Here is an 18305-nt window from a genome sequence, read left to right as displayed (position 1 = left end):
GCTCGGCAGCAGGGTCACTCGACCTGCCCTCGCCACGCGGTGCGTTCGTCCCTCACGCACCGCTGCTCGGTCAGAACGCGGCGAGGGCCTCGTTCAGGGTGGCGCTCGGCCGCATCACGGCCGAGGTCTTCTCCGCGTCCGGGTAGTAGTAGCCGCCGATGTCGGCGGGCTTGCCCTGGACCGCGATCAGCTCCTCGGCGATCTTCGCCTCGTTGGCGCGCAGCGTCTCGGCCAGCGGCTTGAAGGTGGCCGCGAGGTCGGAGTCGTCGGTCTGGTTCGCCAGCTCCTCCGCCCAGTAGAGCGCGAGGTAGAAGTGCGAGCCGCGGTTGTCGGTCGTGCCGAGCTTGCGACCCGGCGACCGGTCCTCGTTGAGGAAGGTGCCGGTGGCGCGGTCCAGCGCGGCGGCGAGCACGGTCGCGGCCGGGGCACCGGCCTGCTCGGCGTACTTCTCCAGCGAGGGGACGAGGGCGAAGAACTCACCGAGGGAGTCCCAGCGCAGGTAGTTCTCCTCGACCAGCTGCTGCACGTGCTTGGGTGCCGAGCCGCCCGCACCGGTCTCGAACAGACCGCCGCCGGCGATCAGCGGGACGACGGAGAGCATCTTGGCCGACGTACCGAGCTCGAGGATCGGGAAGAGGTCGGTGTTGTAGTCGCGCAGCACGTTGCCGGTGACCGAGATGGTGTCCTCGCCCTTGCGCATCCGCTCCAGCGAGTACGCGCAGGCGAGCGCCGGCGCCAGGACCTGGATGTCCAGGCCCTCGGTGTCGTGCTCGGGCAGGTAGGCGTTGACCTTCTTGATGATCTCGGCATCGTGCGCGCGGGTCTCGTCGAGCCAGAAGATCGCCGGGGTCTCCGAGGCGCGGGCGCGGGTCACGGCCAGCTTCACCCAGTCGCGGACCGGGATGTCCTTGGTCTGGCACGCGCGCCAGATGTCGCCGGCCTCGACGTCGTGCTCGAGGAGCACGTCGCCGTTGGAGGCCAGGACCCGGACCGTGCCGGCCTCGGCGATCTCGAAGGTCTTGTTGTGCGAGCCGTACTCCTCCGCGGCCTGCGCCATGAGACCGACGTTCGGGACGGTGCCGATGGTGGCCGGGTCGAGCGGACCGTTCTTCTTCACGTCGTCGATGACGGCCTGGTAGACGCCGGCGTACGACGAGTCCGGGATGACCGCGAGGGTGTCGTCCTCGCCGCCGTCGGCGCCCCACAGCCGACCACCGTTGCGGACCAGCGCCGGCATCGAGGCGTCGACGATGACGTCGGACGGCACGTGCAGGTTCGTGATGCCCTTGTCGGAGTTCGTGTAGGACAGCCGCGGGCCGGCGGCGAGGGCGGCGTCGAAGGCCGCCTTGATCTCGTCGCCGTTGGGCAGCGCGGAGAGGCCGGCGAGGATCGAGCCCAGGCCGTCGTTGGCGGAGAGGCCGGCGGCGGCCAGGTCGGCGCCGTACCGGGCGAAGACGTCCTTGAAGTAGGCACGCACCACGTGGCCGAAGATGATCGGGTCGGAGACCTTCATCATCGTCGCCTTGAGGTGGACCGAGAACAGCACGTCCTCGGCCTTCGCCTTCGCGAGCGCGTTGGCGAGGAAGGCGTCCAGGTTGGCCGCCGACATCTTGGTCGCGTCGACGATCTCGCCGGCCAGCACCGGCAGGCTCTCGAGCAGGGTGACGGTCCCGCCGTTCTCGGTCTCGAGGACGATCGAGAGGGTGTCGTCGGCGGCCAGGGTCACGGACTTCTCGTTGGACTTGAAGTCGTGCTCGCCCATGGTGGCGACGTTGGTCTTCGAGCCGTCGGAGAACGGCTTGTTGGTGTGCGGGTGCGTCTTGGCGTAGTTCTTGACGCTGAGCGGCGCACGGCGGTCGGAGTTGCCCTCGCGCAGCACCGGGTTGACCGCGGAGCCCTTCACCTTGTCGTACTTCGCCGCGATCGCCTTCTCCTCCTCGGTGGCCGGGGCCTCCGGGTAGTCGGGGACGGCGTAGCCCTTCTCCTGCAGCTCCTTGATCGCGGCCTTGAGCTGCGGGATGGACGCGGAGATGTTGGGCAGCTTCACGATGTTGGCGTCCGGCGTCTTGGCCAGCTCGCCGAGCTCGGTCAGCGCGTCGTCGGCCAGCCCGAACTGCGCCAGGATGCGCGCCGCGACCGAGATGTCACGCGTCTCGAAGGCGACACCGGCCTTGGCGGCGTACGCCTCGACGATCGGGAGGAAGGAGTACGTCGCCAGCAGCGGCGCCTCGTCGGTGTGGGTGTAGATGATGCTCGGCATCTTCGGGCGTCTCCTAGGGATCGGTCGGCCTGCGGCGTACAGATAACTCTTGACGTCAAGATATCTCATCACCTGTGGGCGCGGGTGCGGAGTCAGCCTGTCACCCGCACAGGGGGCAGGCAACAGTCCCTGGATCTCCTAGGGTTGTCGCGTCCGGTTGGTTTCACGTGCCCTCTCGAGGAGAGAACCTTCACCATGACCGAAGTAGTGATCGACGCACCCGAACCGGGAACGTCCACCCTTGTCCAGAAGCTGCTCGCCGAGGCCATCGGCACCGCGATCCTCGTCTTCGTCGGCTGCGGCACCGCCGTCGCGACCGGCGGCGACGTCGCCCCGACCGGACTCGCGTTCGGCATCACCATCCTGATGCTGGCCTACAGCTTCGGGCGCATCTCCGGTGGCCACTTCAACCCGGCCGTCTCGGTCGGCGCCGCACTCGCCGGCCGGATCGCCTGGAAGGACACCGGCCTGTACGCCGCCGTCCAGGTCGTCGGCGGCCTCCTCGGCGGCCTCGTCCTGGCCCTCGTCGCGCTCAGCATCCACGCGGGCGGTGAGCACTGGAAGTTCGGCGACCCGCTCGGCAACAACGGGTACGGCGACCACTACGGCTCGCAGCTGCACATCGGTCTCGGTGGCGCGCTGCTGCTCGAGATCGTCCTCACCGGCATCTTCGTCCTCGTCATCCTGTCCGTCACCGACCGTCGCAACCCGACGATCGCGGCGCTCGCGCCGCTGGCCATCGGCCTGTCGCTCGCCGCGCTCCACTTCGTCGCCATCAACCTCGACGGCACCTCGGTCAACCCGGCCCGCTCGCTCGGCGTCGCCTTCTTCTCCGGCTCCGACGCGATCAAGGACGTCTGGCTGTTCATCGTGGCGCCGCTGATCGGCGCCGCCCTCGTGGGCGGCCTGTACCCGGTCCTCTTCGGCCGCGACGGCGACCCGGTGCCCGGTTCCGGTCTCAAGCTGGGTGGCGGGGGCGGCGCCGCCGACCAGGCCTTCGCCCAGCAGTGGGGTCAGCAGGCCGCCGCGCAGCAGCCGATCATCCAGGACGGCTGGCAGTGGGACCCCGCGTCCCAGCAGTGGATCCCGGCGCCGCAGCAGCCGCCGGCGCCTCCCGCTCCTCAGGCGTCCCAGGCGCCGCTCGGCGGCGAGGTCCAGGGTGGTTGGCAGCCCCCGCAGGACGGTGGCGAGCACACGCAGGTGCGACCGCCGCAGTGAGTCAGGCTCAGTGAGTCAGGGCCGGGCGGGGCTGGTGTACGACACCAGCCCCGCCTGGCCTTTTCTGACCATCCCGATGCCGGGCGAGAACGTCTCCACGTCCGCGGTGCTCCCGCGCACGACCTCGATCACCACCGCGTCGCGCGTGCTGCCGATGCGCGCCTGCCAGGCACGGTCCGTGTCGACCACGATGCCGTGCACGCGGACGGCACCGGTGTCCGCCATCCAGTAGCCGTCCCCACGCCGCGGTGCGGCCGGCATCGCGAGACCGGCCCCGACGTCGCCCCCGGCACGCCACTCCCCGGCCCGGCCGAACCACCACACGTTCCCGGCCCGGTCCTGCGCGTAGTAGTCGCGGACCGGCGCCGAGCCGGTCTCCGTGGTGGTGAGCATCGCGGTCGGCACCCCGGCCACGACCGGCCCCGCGGACGCGACCACCGTGGTCCGGAACGGGCTGCCGGCGACCCGGTAGACCCAGCGGGTGCCCGGCATCACGGGGAACCAGGGGTTGTCGACGGTCGTCACGAAGTCCTGCGGCGCGGGCGAGGCGGTCGGGACCTGCAGGCCGTCCACCCCCGTCGGTGGGTACGCCGGCGCACCGGTGCCGCAGCCGGTCAGGCCGAGCAGGAGGACGCCGGCAGCGGCGTGAGCGCGCATCGTCGTACTCCACCGCCTGGCCACGCGCCGATTGTCGCAGCGCCGCTGGGTGAGCAGGCACCTCCCGCTGCGGGTCGTCACGCTGCTACGTTCGCAGGGTTCCCTCAGATCACCCTCAGATGACCAGGAGTCAACACGTGAGCACCACCCCGCTCAAGGTCGCCGTGACCGGTGCCGCCGGCCAGATCGGCTACAGCCTGCTCTTCCGCATCGCCAGCGGCGCGCTCGGCGGCGACCGCCCGATCGAGCTGCGGCTGCTCGAGATCGAGCCGGCGCTCAAGGCCCTCGAGGGCGTGGTGATGGAGCTCGACGACTGCGCGTTCCCCGACCTGGCCGGCGTCGAGATCGGCTCGGACCCCACGAAGATCTTCGACGGCGTGAACCTGGCGCTGCTCGTCGGCGCCCGTCCGCGCGGCCCGGGCATGGAGCGCAGCGACCTGCTGTCCGCCAACGGCGCGATCTTCACCGCCCAGGGCAAGGCGCTCAACGAGGTCGCCGCCTCCGACGTCCGCGTCGGCGTCACCGGCAACCCCGCGAACACGAACGCGCTCATCGCGATGACCAACGCCCCCGACATCCCGCAGAACCGCTTCTCCGCGCTGACCCGCCTCGACCACAACCGGGCGATCTCGCAGCTCGCGGCGAAGACCGGCGTCTCGGTCAACGACATCAAGAAGATGACGATCTGGGGCAACCACTCGGCGACGCAGTACCCCGACATCTTCCACGCCGAGGTCGGCGGCAAGAACGCCGCCGAGGTCGTCGGTGACCAGGCCTGGATCGAGGACTACTTCATCCCCACCGTCGCCAAGCGCGGCGCCGCGATCATCGACGCGCGGGGCGCCTCCTCGGCCGCCTCCGCCGCGTCCGCCACCTGCAACGCCGCGCGCGACTGGCTGAACGGCACCCCCGAGGGCGACTGGGTGTCGATGGCCGTCGTCTCCGATGGCTCGTACGGCGTCCAGGAGGGCCTGATCTCCTCCTTCCCGGTCACCACCGCGGGCGGCGACTGGACCATCGTCCAGGGCCTCGAGATCGACGACTTCTCCCGCGGCCGGATCGACGCCAGCGTCGCCGAGCTCGCCGACGAGAAGGCGGCGGTCACCGAGCTCGGGCTCATCTGAGAGGCGGCAAGCAGATCCGTCGCGAAGGCCGGTCCCACCGCGGGGCCGGCCTTCGGCGTACCGGGAGGGCCGACTGATCCGTCCCGGAGGGACGACTCGACTCAGACGGGCTGGTCGGGGATGGTGATCGACAGGATGGTGAGGGCGACCGCCGCGCCGATCACCAGGGCCGCGTCGAGCCAGCGGTTGCGCACCGCGAGCATCCCGGCGTCGCGGTCACGCAGGACCAGGCGGAGCACACCGGCGGCGACGAGGGCACCCGAGAGCACGCGCAGACCGACCCGCCACGAGCCGCCGAAGCCGATGATGGCCAGGCCCGCGGCCGCGGTGAGGACGACGCCGATGTAGAAGGCGCCACCGATCGTGGACGGGTAGCGACGCGGCCCCTCCTCGGGGGCCTCCTCGGGCGCCTCGTCCTCGGTCATCTCCACCTGCTGCTGGTCGGTCACGCGGTGGCGGCAGCCTTCTCCGCCATCGACACCACGTTCGCCAGCAGCATCGCTCGGGTCATGGGGCCGACGCCACCCGGGTTCGGCGAGACCCAACCCGCGACCTCCCAGACGTCCGCCGCGACGTCGCCGGCGATCTTGCCGTCGACACGCGAGACACCCACGTCGAGCACGGCAGCGCCGGGCTTGACCATGTCGGCGGTGATGATGTCGGGGACGCCCGCGGCCGCGATGACGATGTCGGCGTTGCGCACGTGCGCGGCGAGGTCACGGGTACCGGTGTGGCACAGCGTCACCGTCGCGTTCTCGGAGCGCCGGGTGAGCAGCAGCCCCATCGGGCGGCCGACGGTCACGCCGCGGCCCACGACGCAGACCTCCGCGCCGTTGATCTCGACGCCGTGCCGCCGCAGCAGCTCGACGATGCCGTACGGCGTGCACGGCAGCGGCGCCTCGTTGCCCAGCACCAGCCAGCCCAGGTTCGTGGGGTGCAGGCCATCGGCGTCCTTCGCCGGGTCGATCAGGCCGAGGACCCGGTTCTCGTCGCGGCCCTTCGGCAGCGGCAGCTGGACGATGTAGCCGGTGCAGGCCGGGTCGGCGTTGAGCCGCGCGACAGCCGCCTCGATCTCCTCCTGGGTGGCCGTCTCCGGCAGGTCCTCGCGGATCGACGCGATGCCGACCTCGGCGCAGTCCTTGTGCTTGCCGTTGACGTACCAGGTCGAGCCCGGGTCGCTGCCGACGAGCACCGTGCCCAGCCCCGGCGTGATCCCCCGCTCCCCCAGCGCGGCGATGCGCGCCTTCAGCTCGTCCTTGATCGCGGCCGCGGTCGCGTTGCCGTCCAGCTTCTGCGCAGTCACATCAACATCCTTTCAGAAGGAGCGGCCAACTCGAGGCCACCCAAGTCTTGCCGCCAGACCAACGCGACCACCTACGGAGCTCGACCGCGCAGGCCGGAGGGCCGGCAGCGTGTCGCCGCCGAGGTCGAGGCCGGGCGCGCGGGCGAGGCGACGGAGGGAGCGAGGAACGAGCGACCGGAGGAACCGAGGGTGCAAGGCCGGCGAGACCGCGGAAGCGGCGACACGCTCGGCCCGGAGGCCAACTAGTGGAAGAAGTGGCGGGTGCCGGTGAAGTACATCGTCACGCCGGCAGCCTTGCACGCCTCGATGGTGAGCTCGTCACGGACCGAGCCGCCAGGCTGGACGATGGCCTTCACCTGGGCGTCGATGAGGATCTGCGGGCCGTCCTCGAACGGGAAGAAGGCGTCGGAGGCGGCGACGGAGCCCGCAGCCCGCTGCTCGCCCTCGGCCAGCGAGTTGGCGCGCTCGACGGCGAGCCTGCAGGAGTCGACGCGGTTGACCTGGCCCATGCCGATGCCGACCGAGCCACCGTCCTTGGCGAGCAGGATCGCGTTCGACTTGGCGGCCCGGCAGGCCTTCCACGCGAACGCGAGGTCGGCCAGGGTCGCCTCGTCGGCGGCCTCGCCCGTGGCGAGGGTCCAGGTCGACGGGTCGTCGCCCTCGGCGTCCACGTGGTCGACGGTCTGCATGAGCAGGCCGCCGGAGATCGGCCGGGTCTCGACCGGCGAGCCGCCGTCGGCGGGCGCCACGAGGATCCGGATGTTCTTCTTCTGGGCGAGGATCTCCACCGCGCCGTCCTCGTACGCCGGAGCGACGATCACCTCGGTGAAGACCTCGGCCACCTGCTTCGCCATCTCCACCGAGACGGGCCGGTTCGCGGCGATCACGCCACCGAACGCCGAGACGGGATCGCAGGCGTGCGCCTTGGCGTGCGCCTCGGCGATGTCGTCACCGACCGCGAGGCCGCACGGGTTGGCGTGCTTGATGATCGCGACGGCCGGCTCGGCGAAGTCGTTGGCGGCGCGGCGCGCGGCGTCGGTGTCGACGTAGTTGTTGTACGACATCTCCTTGCCGTGCAGCTGCTCGGCCTGCGCGAGGCCGGCCGGGCCGAAGCCGTTGAGGTAGAGCGCGGCCTTCTGGTGCGGGTTCTCGCCGTACCGCAGCACGGCGGCCTTGTCGTAGGTGCCGCCGATCCAGGCCGGGAAGCCCGTGCCCTCGGACGAGTCGGTGAGGACCGAGCCCATCCAGGAGGCCACCTGCACGTCGTACGTCGCCGTGTGCACGAACGCCTTCGCGGCCAGCGCCTTCCGCTCCTCGTAGCTGAAGCCGTCACCCTGCGCGGCCGACAGCGCGCGGGCGTAGTCGGCGCCGTCGGTGACGATCGCCACCGACGGGTGGTTCTTGGCGGCGGCGCGGACCATGGACGGACCGCCGATGTCGATCTTCTCGATGCAGTCGTCGACGCCCGCACCGGAGGCGACCGTGGCCGCGAACGGGTAGAGGTTGACGACCACGAGGTCGAACGGGGCCACGCCGAGCTCGTCGAGCTGCGCCACGTGGGACTCGAGACGACGGTCGGCCAGGATGCCGGCGTGCACGCGGGGGTGCAGCGTCTTGACGCGCCCGTCGAGGCACTCCGGGAAGCCGGTGAGGTCCTCGACCTTGGTCACAGGCAGGCCGAGCGACTCGATCAGCGCGGCGGAGCCGCCGGTCGAGACCAGCTCGACGCCGGCCTCCGCGAGACCCGTGACCAGGTCCTCCAGGCCCGTCTTGTCGAAGACGGACACGAGTGCGCGCTTGATCTTGATCCGGTCGGGCGTGGCGGACATCGAGGGGCTCCTCATCGGTCGGTGGTCACGATGAGGGCACCCAGGCGGTCGATGCCGATCTCTGCTCCCCGGTGGTCGCCCACCTTCGCCAGTCGCGTGCCCGATCCTACCGAGCGATCACCTGCCGAAGCGAACCCGACGACCCTCCACGACGAACCCCTCGCGCACCATCCGGCCCACGTTCTCCACCAGCATCGCGCGCTCCGCGACCTTGATCCGGTCGTGCAGCGAGTCGACGGTGTCGTCGTCCTCGACGGCCACGACGGTCTGGGCCACGATCTGCCCGGTGTCGACGCCGGGGTCGACGACGAACAGGGTCGCGCCGGTGACCTTGACGCCGTACTCCAGCGCGTCCGCCGGACCGTGCATCCCGGGGAAGCTCGGCGAGAGGGCCGGGTGGGTGTTGACCGTCCGGCCGCCGAAGGCGGCCAGGAACTTGGGGCCGACCAGCTTCATGAAGCCCGCGAGCACGACAAGGTCGGGCTCGAACGCGGCCACCTTGTCGGTCAGCGCGCGGTCCCAGTGCGCACGCGAGGTGTAGTCGCCCAGCTTCGCCGTGAACGTGGGTACGCCGGCACGATCGGCCCGCTCGAGGCCCTCGATCGCGTCCCGGTCGGCGCCGACGGCCACGACGCGCGCGCCGTACGCCGGGTCCTCGGCCGCGTCGAGCAGGGCCTGGAGGTTCGTGCCCCCACCGGACACCAGGACGACGATGCGCGCGCTCACAGGGGGGCAGCCTAGTGGGCGCCGGCGGAGCTGTAACACGCTGCCAGCCGCTGTAGTACGCCGAGATTCCGCCGTGCCAGGCAGCAACTCGATGCACCTACAGCGTCGGACAACGTGTTACAGCAGCGAAGGGGCGAGGCAGCGTCAGCGGTGGAACGGCCGCCGCGCCCAGAGCCCGGCCGCCTGCTCGGCGCCCCGGTCCTGCCACCACCACATGGCGACGGCCCCCAGCAGGGACGCGATGCCGAAGGCGGCCATCGCGCTGAGCAGCACGCCGAAGGTGTCCGGCCCCACGTCCCGCATCCGGCCGGGGCCGACGGCACCGCCCGCGAGCACGGTCGCCGGGCCGAGGGCCAGGCCGGCCAGCAGCCCGCCCGCGCAGCCGCGGATGGCGGCCTGGTCCCAGCTCGCGGCCCGGTGCTGACGGTGGACCCGCGCCGAGGCGACGAACGCGACGACGACCGGGGCCGCCATCAACCAGCGGACCCAGAGCGGGGTCGGCCCGGTGTCCGGGAGCGCGGCGAGCAGCGGGAAGAGCGGCAGCGGGCCGAGCGTGACCGAGGTCAGCGAGACGGCCGTGCCGCCACCGACCGAGAAACCGGGGCCGAGCAGGTAGCTGCTGGAGAAGAGCACGGCGTTGGGCAGCACCGCCACCGTGACAGCGAGCAGCACGACGAAGTCGCCGGCCCCGACGTGCAGCTGCGAGGTGATGTTGGCGGCCGTCGAGAAGTCGACGACGAACGCGATCGCGAGCAGCAGCGTGGCGAGCGCGAGCCACCAGGTCAGCAGGGTCCGGACCAACCGCCCCACCACCCGTACGCCGAGCGGCACCGCGCCGACCCACACGGCGGCCCGGCCGGAGCCGCGCGCGATGGCGGGCACACCGGCCACGCCGCACAGCACGATCGAGAAGCCGACCACCCGCGGCGTGGAGAGGGCGCTGCTGGGGGTGCTGCTGATCGCGCACACCAGCACCGCGGTGACGACGTACCCCACGGTGAAGAGGAGACCGACGAGCGGGACGGTGAGGTCGCGCGCGCCGTCGGCGATGCGTTGGGCGTCGGGGCCGTGCCCGGAGATCGACTCGCCGACGCGGTGCCCGACCCGCCAGATCGCCCATGCGACGAGCAGCGTGACGCCGAGCGGGATCGCAGTGATCCGGGCGCCCTCCGCGTCCACGCCGGAGCCGTGGGCCATCAGCCAGCCGAAGGCGCCGACGCGCAGCGCTCCCTTGGGCGTGCCGTCCCCGCCGGCGTCGGTCAGGAACCAGCCGACGACGCCGACCGCGAGCGCCACCAGCAAGGGCGCGAGCGCCGCGAGCGCTCCCCCCAGGACCGCCGTGGGCACCAGCGGGCGACGGGTCGCGAGGTCGGCCTGCAGGTCCGACTCGGAGCGGTCCTTGCGGGCCAGTGCGCGGGTGAGCGGCGAGGGCAGCGACGTCATGGCTCCTCCATGATGAATGCGCCCGTACGCCGATCCGTGCCGCCACGCCGACCCGGCGACGAGGCATCCGATGCCGTACCGTGGACCGGCCATGACCGACGCAGCGACGCCTCCCCCCAGCGGCACCGACAGCGGCACGCCCAGCGACCCGGACAGCACCCCCGACGCCCCGAGGAAGGGCCGGGTGCGCGCAGCACGGACGGCGTACGGCGAGCGGGTGCTGGCCTTCGACACCTTCTACCGCGACTCCCGCGACCGGCTCCTGGTCCAGACGCTGGCCCTGACCGGCGACCTGACCGCGGCCCGCAGCGCTGTCCGCGACGCGTACGTCGTGGCCTGGCACCACTGGCGCAAGATCGCCCGCCAGGAGCGTCCCGAGGACGTCGTGCGCAGCTACGCCTATCGGTTCGGGCTGCGTCGGCGCTCGGCCCGGCCGTGGGCGCGCCGCAAGGACGGCGACGACGACGTGCGTGCCACGCTCGAGGCACTCGCCGAGATCTCGCTGCCCCAGCGCAAGGCGGTGATCCTGACCCAGCTGGCGGGCGTGGACATGGAGCAGGCGGCGCGCGAGATCGGCGTACCGATCGAGACCGCGGAGCGCGAGCTCGCGGCGGGCGCGGCGCTGTTCGCGCACGACCGGCAGATCCCGACGACCGGTATCCACCAGGTCCTGGTCGACCTGGAGAGGCTCACCCGCACCGTCACGTGGCCGCGGATCACCATCATCCGCCGCGCCGGCGGCGCCCGTCGTCGCGCCCACACCCTGATCGGCGCGACCGCCGCGGTGGCCGTCTTCGCCGCGGCCGGCGCTGTCGTCACCGACGGCAGCGGCCTGCGACCGACGCTCGACCGCGAGGCCCGCAGGCTCGCCGCGTCGGGGAGCACCCACGGCACCGAGGTCGACCTCCCGGCGAGCAGCCTGCTGACCGCGGCGTCGGTGAGCAGGTCCCTCGGCAAGGGCTGGACCCTGGACAGCACCACCGACAACTCCACGGGGAACGGGCTCGTCCAGCCCTGCCAGAGCACCCGGTACGCCGATCCGCACGGCACCGCCGCCCTGGTCCGCCGCTTCCACACCGGCACCGGCGCCCGCACGGCGACGTACCTGCAGTCCGCGGAGGCCTCGACCTCGACCACCGCGTCCCAGCGCGCCTACTCCCGCGCGCTCGCCTGGTTCACCGCCTGCGAGCCGGCCAAGAACCAGGACATCGCGAAGCTGCCGCAGACCCACCTGGTCAGCACCGGTGTCGTGAAGGGTCTCGGCGACCAGTCGGCGGTCGTGGTGCTGAGCACGACCGCCCCCAGCGCGACGTACGTGGTGGGCGTCGCGCGCACCGGCCAGTTCACGACCATGACCTCGCTGCGCAGCACGGTGCCGCCCGCCCGCGCCGATCGCACCGGGCTGGCCACGCTGCTCGGCACCGCCGTCGACCAGCTCTGCACGCTGCCCGGCGGCGGCAGCTGCGCGCCCGCCCGGGCCAAGGTCACCGACGCGCCGGCCTTCCCGATCGGCAGCAGCTCGGCGTTCCTCTCCGAGATCGACCTGCCCGCGGTCGGCACCCACCACGGCCGCCTCGTCGGCACCACCCCGAAGAGGGTCACCGCCGGCCGCGAGGACACCAACGTCCTCGGCTGCGACGTGGTCCACCTCGTGAAGTCGTACGCCGGCACCCCGATCCACGCGAACCTCACCCGCAGCTTCGTGTTCGTCGCCAGCGACCTGCCCAAGCAGACCGGCCTCACCCAGGTCGTCGGCGCGCTTCCCGTCCCCCGGGCACGCGCCTTCACCACCCAGATGGCCCAGCAGCTCACGAAGTGCCCCGGCCGCAACAAGTCCATGGGCACCCACGTCGTCGAGCTCCAGCACCACCACGGTGCACGCACCGACCTGCACGCGTGGCGGATGAGCACCGAGCTGCCCGGGAACCGCAGCGTGGAGTACGACGTCGCCATCGTCCGCTCCGGCGGCGCGCTGTCGCAGGTCATCTACGTGTCGGCCAAGGGGGCCCGGATGCAGGACGCCGACTTCGTCGCCCTCGCCCAGCGGGCCCTCGAGCGGATCACCGAGCTTCCGGCGTACTGAGGTGCAACCCGACACCGCCCGCAGGCGTATCCCCCTCTGACACCAGGATCGGGGAGCCCGGAAGCCGCGCGGCAGCGTGGCGTCGCCGGGCGGAGGCCGAGCGCGGGCCGACCGCGAGCGAAGGGAGCGCCAGCGACCGGAGCGAGTGGGCGGACCAAGTGAGGCGAAGCCCGGACAGCGACGACACGCTCGCGCAGGAAGGGGGCGGAGTGGACGAGCAGGAATTCGACGAGCTCTACGCGACATCGTTCCGACGGCTGACCGCGCAGGTCTACGCGATGATCGGCGACGCCGACGAGGCCACCGAGTGCGTCCAGGAGGCGTTCGCCCGGGCCTGGGCCCATCGCCGCAAGCTGGCGCGGGCCGACCACCCCGAGGCGTGGGTGCGGACCACGGCGTACCGGCTCGCGGTGAGCCGCTGGCGACGACGCCGTACGGCGCAACGACCACCGGACCGGGCCCTCGGCTCCTCGGGCACCATCCCGGAGATCGACCCTTCGCACGTCGCCCTGGTCGCCGCGCTGCGGCAGCTGCCCGCGGAGCAGCGACAGGCCCTGGTGCTGCACCACATCGCCGACCTCCCCGTGCGGCAGGTCGCTGCCGAGGTCGGTGCCCCCGAAGGAACCATCAAGGCCCGGCTGAGCCGCGGCCGCACCGCCCTCGCCGCCCTGCTCAGCGATGAGGCCGGCGGCATCACGGGAGGAGTGACCCATGTCTGACCCGCTCGAGCAGCTCGACCGGTTCCGCTCCGAGGTCGAAGGAGCACCGATGCTGACCGCGGCCGAGATCCGGCGCCGCGGCGACCGGATCCGTCGTCGCGGCACCGCGCTGAAGGCCGGGGTGGCCGCGCTCGCGGTGGCCGCGCTCGTCGTACCCCTCGCGGCGCGTGCCGACCACGACGACAAGGGGTCGGGTGTCGCCAACGACCCCACCAAGCCCGTCCCGTCCGCCCTCAGCCAGGCGAACCTCGTCAAGGCCGACGACGTCGGCTACATGGCGGGGATGTCGTGGACCCAGACCTACTCGGGCGCGCCGGACGTCCAGGCCCCGTTCATGGTCTGCGCCGCGAAGCCGCTGCCCGACCTCGGCACCACCACCGCGGTGCAGCGCGACTTCACCGCCCACTCCGACGAGACCGGCGAGGGCTCGGACACCTACCTGAACGAGAGCATCGGCAGGTTCGCCTCCCCCGACGCGGCGGCGAGCGCGGCCGCGACGATCCGGGACTGGTACACGCACTGCTCGCCGACCGGCTCGACGTCGTACCGCACCGTGAAGGCGTGGCACGACGTCCCGACCGGGACCTCGGCGACCGCGAGCCAGATGATCGCGACGTACGGTCCGGCCGACGCGGTCCCGGGCAGCCAGTACGACGTCAGCAACCGCCCCGACCTGCACTGGTTCATCGATGCCAGCGTGATCGTCGACGGCGACCGGGTTGCCGTGCTGACCCAGACCACGCTGGTGCCGGACTACGACACCACGGCGATCACCCCGACGTCCGACGACGTGGCGATCGCGGCCCAGCGGCTGGTCGAGGGCAGCGCGCCGACGAGCCCGCCGACGACCACGGCCGGCAGCCCCGGATCCGCGCCCGGCTCCGGCAGCCCCGCCGCGGGCCACCCGACGACCACGATCCCGGCGGGCTTCCCGCTCGACAGCGGCTGGCAGGACGACCAGCCCGAAGGCCCCGACAGCCGGCTGGCCCCCAGCCGGACGCGTGCGGTCCCGGAGCTGAACGCGTGCGGGACGACGCTGCCCTGGCCGGCGTACGAGGACCGGCTGAGCGCCGCCTTCCACAACCCCGAGGACAGCCGGGACCACGTCCTGATGACGTACGCCGACGCGGACACCGCGGTGGCAGCGACGAAGGCGATGGTGGACCTGTTCCGCGCCTGCCCGACCGAGCCGGGCCAGCCCGACGGGTACGTCCTCCACACCCAGGTGAGCCGGACCGACACCAGCGGCGACTCGTGGCTGATCTCGAGCTACTACACCTTCCACGGAGCACCTGCCCTCGGGTTGATCGACATCGAGGTGGTCCGGGTCGGGCTGGGCGTGCTGGTCATCACCCACGGCAACGAGGGCGGCAAGGAGTCGATCCCGATGGACAGCAAGGGGATGGAGACGGAGGCGGCCGACTCCATCGCGGCGATGTGCGCCTTCACGGAGGCCGGCTGCTGACCCGGCGTACCCGCAGGAAGCCCGGCCTGTCCCGCAACCAGCGGGTCGGGCCGGGCGTCTGTTCGGGTATGAACAACCTGCCCGCCGTGCTCGCGGCCACCGCCCTCGCGACCGCCGCCCTCGCCGGCTGCGGCGAGCGTACGGCCGTCACCCCGGCCGCCGCCCACCCCTCCACCGCACCGCTGCTGTCCATCTTGGGGCCGACCGGCTACGGCGACGTCTCGATCGGGATGAGCTACGTCGACGCGCTCGCCACCGGTCAGGTGACCTCCCAGGCCGTCGACGGTGGTCACGTCCTGCACCTCACCGGCCATCCGGACGCCGGCCTGTGCCTGACCCCGGCCGACGGCGTGATGGCGATCTTCGCGGGCAAGGGCATGCACACCCCCGAGGGCCTGCGGGTCGGCAGCACGGCCGCCGACCTCGTGAAGGACTACCCGGAGGTCCGCTCGATCGGCCCGGACGGAGCCGTGGGCGATGCCGGCATCTTCCGCGCCGACGCGCACGGTGGAGCCTGGTACGAGATCGACGTGAACAGGCAGCGCGTGGTGACCACGATCATCCTGCGCCAGGACCACCAGACCTGCTTCGAGTGAGGAATACCCCCTAGGGGTATCGTGTTGCGGACCGGCGAACACCTCACCGAGGAGGGCCCGATGTCCGCGCACGAGCACCACCACGAGCACGACCACCACGAGCACGACCACCACGGCGGCGGGCTCAGCGCGATGGCGGCCGCCGCCACCCTGCACTGCCTGACCGGCTGCGCGATCGGCGAGGTCCTCGGCCTGGTCATCGGTACCGCCGCCGGCATCTCGAACAGCGGCACGGTCGCGCTCTCGATCGCCCTCGCCTTCGTCTTCGGCTACACGCTCTCGACGCTCCCCCTGCTGCGCAGCGGCCTGGCAGTGACCGCCGCCCTCGCCCTGGTGCTCGCCGCCGACACCCTCTCCATCACCACGATGGAGGTCGTCGACAACATCGTGATGACGCTCATCCCCGGCGCGATGAACGCCGGCCTGACCAACCCGACGTTCTGGATCGGCATGCCGGTCTCGCTGGTCGTGGCGTTCGTCGCGGCCTTCCCGGTCAACCGGTTCCTGCTGCAGCGGGGCAAGGGCCACGCGCTCACCCACGAGCACCACGGAGCGGCGGCGCCGGTCACCGGCGTACGACGCCTCCTGCCGGCGATCCCGCCGGTCGCGCTCGCGGTCACCATCGCCGCCTTCATCGCGGGCGGGCTCACGGTCTCGATCGCCGACAAGCTGTCCTGAGACGCGACGAAGGCCCGCCCCCGAACGGGGGCGGGCCTTCGTGATGCTGTGGTCAGAGACCCTTCATGATCTCGCGCATCAGCTCGGCGGTCTCGGAGGGCGTCTTGCCCACCTTCACGCCGACGGCCTCGAGGGCCTCCTTCTTCGCCTGGGCGGTGCCGGACGAGCCCGACACGATCGCGCCGGCGTGACCCATGGTCTTGCCCTCCGGCGCGGTGAAGCCGGCCACGTAGCCGACGACCGGCTTCGTGATGTGCTCCTTGATGTACGCCGCCGCGCGCTCCTCGGCGTCGCCACCGATCTCGCCGATCATCACGATCGCCTTGGTCTCCGGGTCGTCCTCGAAGGCCTGCAGGGCGTCGATGTGGGTGGTGCCGATGATCGGGTCGCCACCGATGCCGATGGCGGTGGTGAAGCCGAAGTCCCGCAGCTCGTACATCATCTGGTAGGTCAGCGTGCCCGACTTGGAGACGAGACCGATCGGGCCCTTGCCCGCGATGGTGTGCGGCGTGATGCCGGCCAGGGACTCCTCCGGCGAGATGATGCCGGGGCAGTTCGGGCCGATCATGCGGGTGCTCTTGCCCTGCAGGTACGACCACACCTCGGCCGTGTCCTGGACCGGCACGCCCTCGGTGATGACGACCATCAGCGGGATCTCGGCGTCGATGGCCTCGATGCAGGCGTCCTTCGTGAACGCCGGCGGCACGAAGAGGACGGACACGTTCGCGCCGGTCTCCTTCATCGCCTCCGCGACGGAGCCGAAGACGGGCAGCTCCTGGCCGCCGATCTCGGCGGTCGTGCCGGCCTTGCGGGCGTTGACGCCACCGACGATCTGGGCGCCGGCGTCGAGCATGAGGGCGGTGTGCTTGGAGCCCATGCCACCGGTCATGCCCTGGACGATGATCTTGCTGTCCTTGTTGAGGTAGATGCTCATGTTTCTCTGCTCTCTATCTCAGGCGTTCGCCAGCTCGGCGGCCTTGTCGGCCGCTCCGTCCATGGTGTCGACCTGAGTCACCAGCGGGTGGTTCAGCTCGTTGAGGATCGCGCGACCCTCCTCGACGTTGTTGCCGTCGAGACGGACGACGATCGGCTTGGTGGCGCCGTCGCCCAGGATCTCGAGCGCACCCTTGATGCCGTTGGCGACCTCGTCGCACGCGGTGATGCCACCGAAGACGTTGACGAAGACGCTCTTGACCTGCGGGTCGTTGAGGATCACGTCGAGGGAGTTGGCCATCACCTGGGCGTTGGCGCCACCGCCGATGTCCAGGAAGTTGGCCGGCTTCACGCCGCCGTGGTTCTCGCCGGCGTACGCGACGACGTCGAGGGTCGACATGACCAGACCCGCACCGTTGCCGCAGATGCCGACGGAGCCGTCGAGCTTGACGTAGTTGAGGCCGAAGTCCTTGGCCTTGGCCTCGAGCGGGTTCGCCTCCTCGCGGATCTCGAACTGCTCGTGGTCGGGGTGACGCACCTCGGAGGCGTTGTCGTCGAGCGACACCTTGCCGTCGAGGGCCTCCAGCTTGTCGCCCTCCAGGCGCGCCAGCGGGTTGACCTCGACCAGGGTCGCGTCCTCCTCGACGAAGACCTTGTAGAGGGCCTCGATCATCTCGACGGCCTGCTCGAAGACGGCCTCCGGGAAGGCGGCCTCGGTCGCGATCTCGCGCGCCTTGGCGGCGTCGACACCCTTGCCCGGGTCGATGGCGATCTTCTTGACGGCGTCGGGGTTGGTCTTCGCGACCTCCTCGATCTCGACACCACCCTCGACCGACGCGATGCACAGGTACTGCCGGTTGGCGCGGTCGAGCAGGAACGAGAAGTAGTACTCCTCCTGCGGCGGCGTCGCCGGCGTCACCAGGACGCGGTTGACCGTGAGGCCCTTGATCTCCATGCCCAGGATCGCGCTGGCCGCCTCGAAGGCGTCCTCCGGGGTCTTGGCGAGCTTGACGCCGCCGGCCTTGCCGCGACCGCCGGCCTTGACCTGCGCCTTGACGACGCAGAAGCCCATCTCTTCGGCGGCTGCCTTCGCGTCCTCGGCGGTCTCGACGACCTTGCCGAGCGTGGTGGCCACGCCGTGCTTGGCGAAGAGCTGCTTCGCCTGGTACTCCATCAGGTCCACTGATCAGTCCTCATCTTTGTGTGCGGGCGCGGCGAGGTTCGTGGCTCGCCGGGGTTCGACCCGCCGTGCAGGAGTCGGGTGCACCACC

Annotated in this window: 16 protein-coding genes and 1 riboswitch; of the genes, 7 read left to right on the top strand and 9 right to left on the bottom strand. The window is 71.5% G+C overall.

Going from position 1 to position 18305, the window contains the following annotated elements; genetic code table 11:
• Positions 1–70 precede the first annotated feature (70 nt).
• Complete coding sequence (locus tag ACYVAQ_RS00685) at positions 71–2260, bottom strand: NADP-dependent isocitrate dehydrogenase (RefSeq protein WP_460786488.1); 2190 nt, start codon at positions 2258–2260, stop codon at positions 71–73.
• Positions 2261–2455: 195 nt separating this feature from the next.
• On the opposite strand from ACYVAQ_RS00685, the gene ACYVAQ_RS00680 reads away from it, so the two are divergent.
• Positions 2456–3478, top strand: a complete 1023-nt coding sequence (locus tag ACYVAQ_RS00680) for an MIP/aquaporin family protein (protein WP_460786487.1) — start codon at positions 2456–2458, stop codon at positions 3476–3478.
• Between the two features lie 15 nt (positions 3479–3493).
• Here ACYVAQ_RS00680 and ACYVAQ_RS00675 read toward each other — a convergent pair whose 3' ends face one another.
• Positions 3494–4135 (bottom strand): hypothetical protein, encoded by a 642-nt coding sequence (locus ACYVAQ_RS00675; protein ID WP_460786486.1) that lies wholly within the window; start codon positions 4133–4135, stop codon positions 3494–3496.
• Positions 4136–4272: 137 nt separating this feature from the next.
• Between ACYVAQ_RS00675 and ACYVAQ_RS00670 the strand changes: the two genes are divergently transcribed.
• Complete coding sequence (locus ACYVAQ_RS00670; RefSeq protein ID WP_460786485.1) at positions 4273–5259, top strand: malate dehydrogenase; 987 nt, start codon at positions 4273–4275, stop codon at positions 5257–5259.
• Positions 5260–5360: 101 nt separating this feature from the next.
• Here the strand turns inward: ACYVAQ_RS00670 and ACYVAQ_RS00665 are convergent, their stop codons facing one another.
• The 5 genes from ACYVAQ_RS00665 to ACYVAQ_RS00645 form a co-directional block, all read right to left on the bottom strand.
• Positions 5361–5708, bottom strand: coding sequence for a DUF3017 domain-containing protein (locus tag ACYVAQ_RS00665; protein WP_460786484.1), 348 nt, complete (start codon positions 5706–5708; stop codon positions 5361–5363).
• Positions 5705–6562: a bifunctional methylenetetrahydrofolate dehydrogenase/methenyltetrahydrofolate cyclohydrolase gene (locus ACYVAQ_RS00660; RefSeq protein WP_460786483.1), complete on the bottom strand. Its 858-nt coding sequence runs from the start codon at positions 6560–6562 to the stop codon at positions 5705–5707. The genes ACYVAQ_RS00665 and ACYVAQ_RS00660 overlap by 4 nt, the downstream gene beginning before the upstream one ends.
• Positions 6563–6804: 242 nt before the next feature.
• Entirely contained in the window at positions 6805–8391 is a 1587-nt protein-coding gene (purH, locus tag ACYVAQ_RS00655; RefSeq protein ID WP_460786482.1) for a bifunctional phosphoribosylaminoimidazolecarboxamide formyltransferase/IMP cyclohydrolase, read from the bottom strand.
• A gap of 31 nt (positions 8392–8422) precedes the next feature.
• Positions 8423–8497: riboswitch (ZMP/ZTP riboswitch) on the bottom strand.
• 11 nt (positions 8498–8508) lie between these two features.
• Positions 8509–9117: a phosphoribosylglycinamide formyltransferase gene (purN, locus tag ACYVAQ_RS00650; RefSeq protein WP_460786481.1), complete on the bottom strand. Its 609-nt coding sequence runs from the start codon at positions 9115–9117 to the stop codon at positions 8509–8511.
• Positions 9118–9261: 144 nt separating this feature from the next.
• Entirely contained in the window at positions 9262–10560 is a 1299-nt protein-coding gene (locus ACYVAQ_RS00645) for a cell division protein PerM (protein ID WP_460786480.1), read from the bottom strand.
• A gap of 91 nt (positions 10561–10651) precedes the next feature.
• Between ACYVAQ_RS00645 and ACYVAQ_RS00640 the strand changes: the two genes are divergently transcribed.
• The 5 genes from ACYVAQ_RS00640 (at position 10652) to ACYVAQ_RS00620 (ending at position 16101) form a co-directional block, all read left to right on the top strand.
• Positions 10652–12643, top strand: a complete 1992-nt coding sequence (locus ACYVAQ_RS00640; protein WP_460786479.1) for an RNA polymerase sigma factor — start codon at positions 10652–10654, stop codon at positions 12641–12643.
• Between the two features lie 209 nt (positions 12644–12852).
• Positions 12853–13362: an RNA polymerase sigma factor gene (locus tag ACYVAQ_RS00635; protein WP_460786478.1), complete on the top strand. Its 510-nt coding sequence runs from the start codon at positions 12853–12855 to the stop codon at positions 13360–13362.
• Positions 13355–14827, top strand: coding sequence for a hypothetical protein (locus ACYVAQ_RS00630; protein ID WP_460786477.1), 1473 nt, complete (start codon positions 13355–13357; stop codon positions 14825–14827). Before ACYVAQ_RS00635 ends, ACYVAQ_RS00630 begins: the two co-directional genes overlap by 8 nt.
• Positions 14800–15423: a hypothetical protein gene (locus tag ACYVAQ_RS00625; RefSeq protein WP_460786476.1), complete on the top strand. Its 624-nt coding sequence runs from the start codon at positions 14800–14802 to the stop codon at positions 15421–15423. Before ACYVAQ_RS00630 ends, ACYVAQ_RS00625 begins: the two co-directional genes overlap by 28 nt.
• Positions 15424–15483: 60 nt before the next feature.
• The gene (locus ACYVAQ_RS00620) at positions 15484–16101 is read left to right on the top strand and encodes a DUF4396 domain-containing protein (RefSeq protein ID WP_460786475.1); all 618 of its coding nucleotides are present in this window, start codon (positions 15484–15486) and stop codon (positions 16099–16101) included.
• A gap of 52 nt (positions 16102–16153) precedes the next feature.
• Here the strand turns inward: ACYVAQ_RS00620 and sucD are convergent, their stop codons facing one another.
• Both sucD and sucC read right to left on the bottom strand, forming a co-directional pair.
• Entirely contained in the window at positions 16154–17035 is an 882-nt protein-coding gene (sucD, locus tag ACYVAQ_RS00615) for a succinate--CoA ligase subunit alpha (RefSeq protein ID WP_460786474.1), read from the bottom strand.
• Between the two features lie 18 nt (positions 17036–17053).
• The gene (gene sucC, locus ACYVAQ_RS00610; RefSeq protein ID WP_460786473.1) at positions 17054–18217 is read right to left on the bottom strand and encodes an ADP-forming succinate--CoA ligase subunit beta; all 1164 of its coding nucleotides are present in this window, start codon (positions 18215–18217) and stop codon (positions 17054–17056) included.
• Positions 18218–18305 lie beyond the last annotated feature (88 nt).

This window comes from Nocardioides maradonensis (assembly GCF_054777115.1).
The sequence above is the reverse complement of the archived record's forward strand: the minus strand, read 5'-3'. Positions and strand labels throughout refer to the sequence as shown.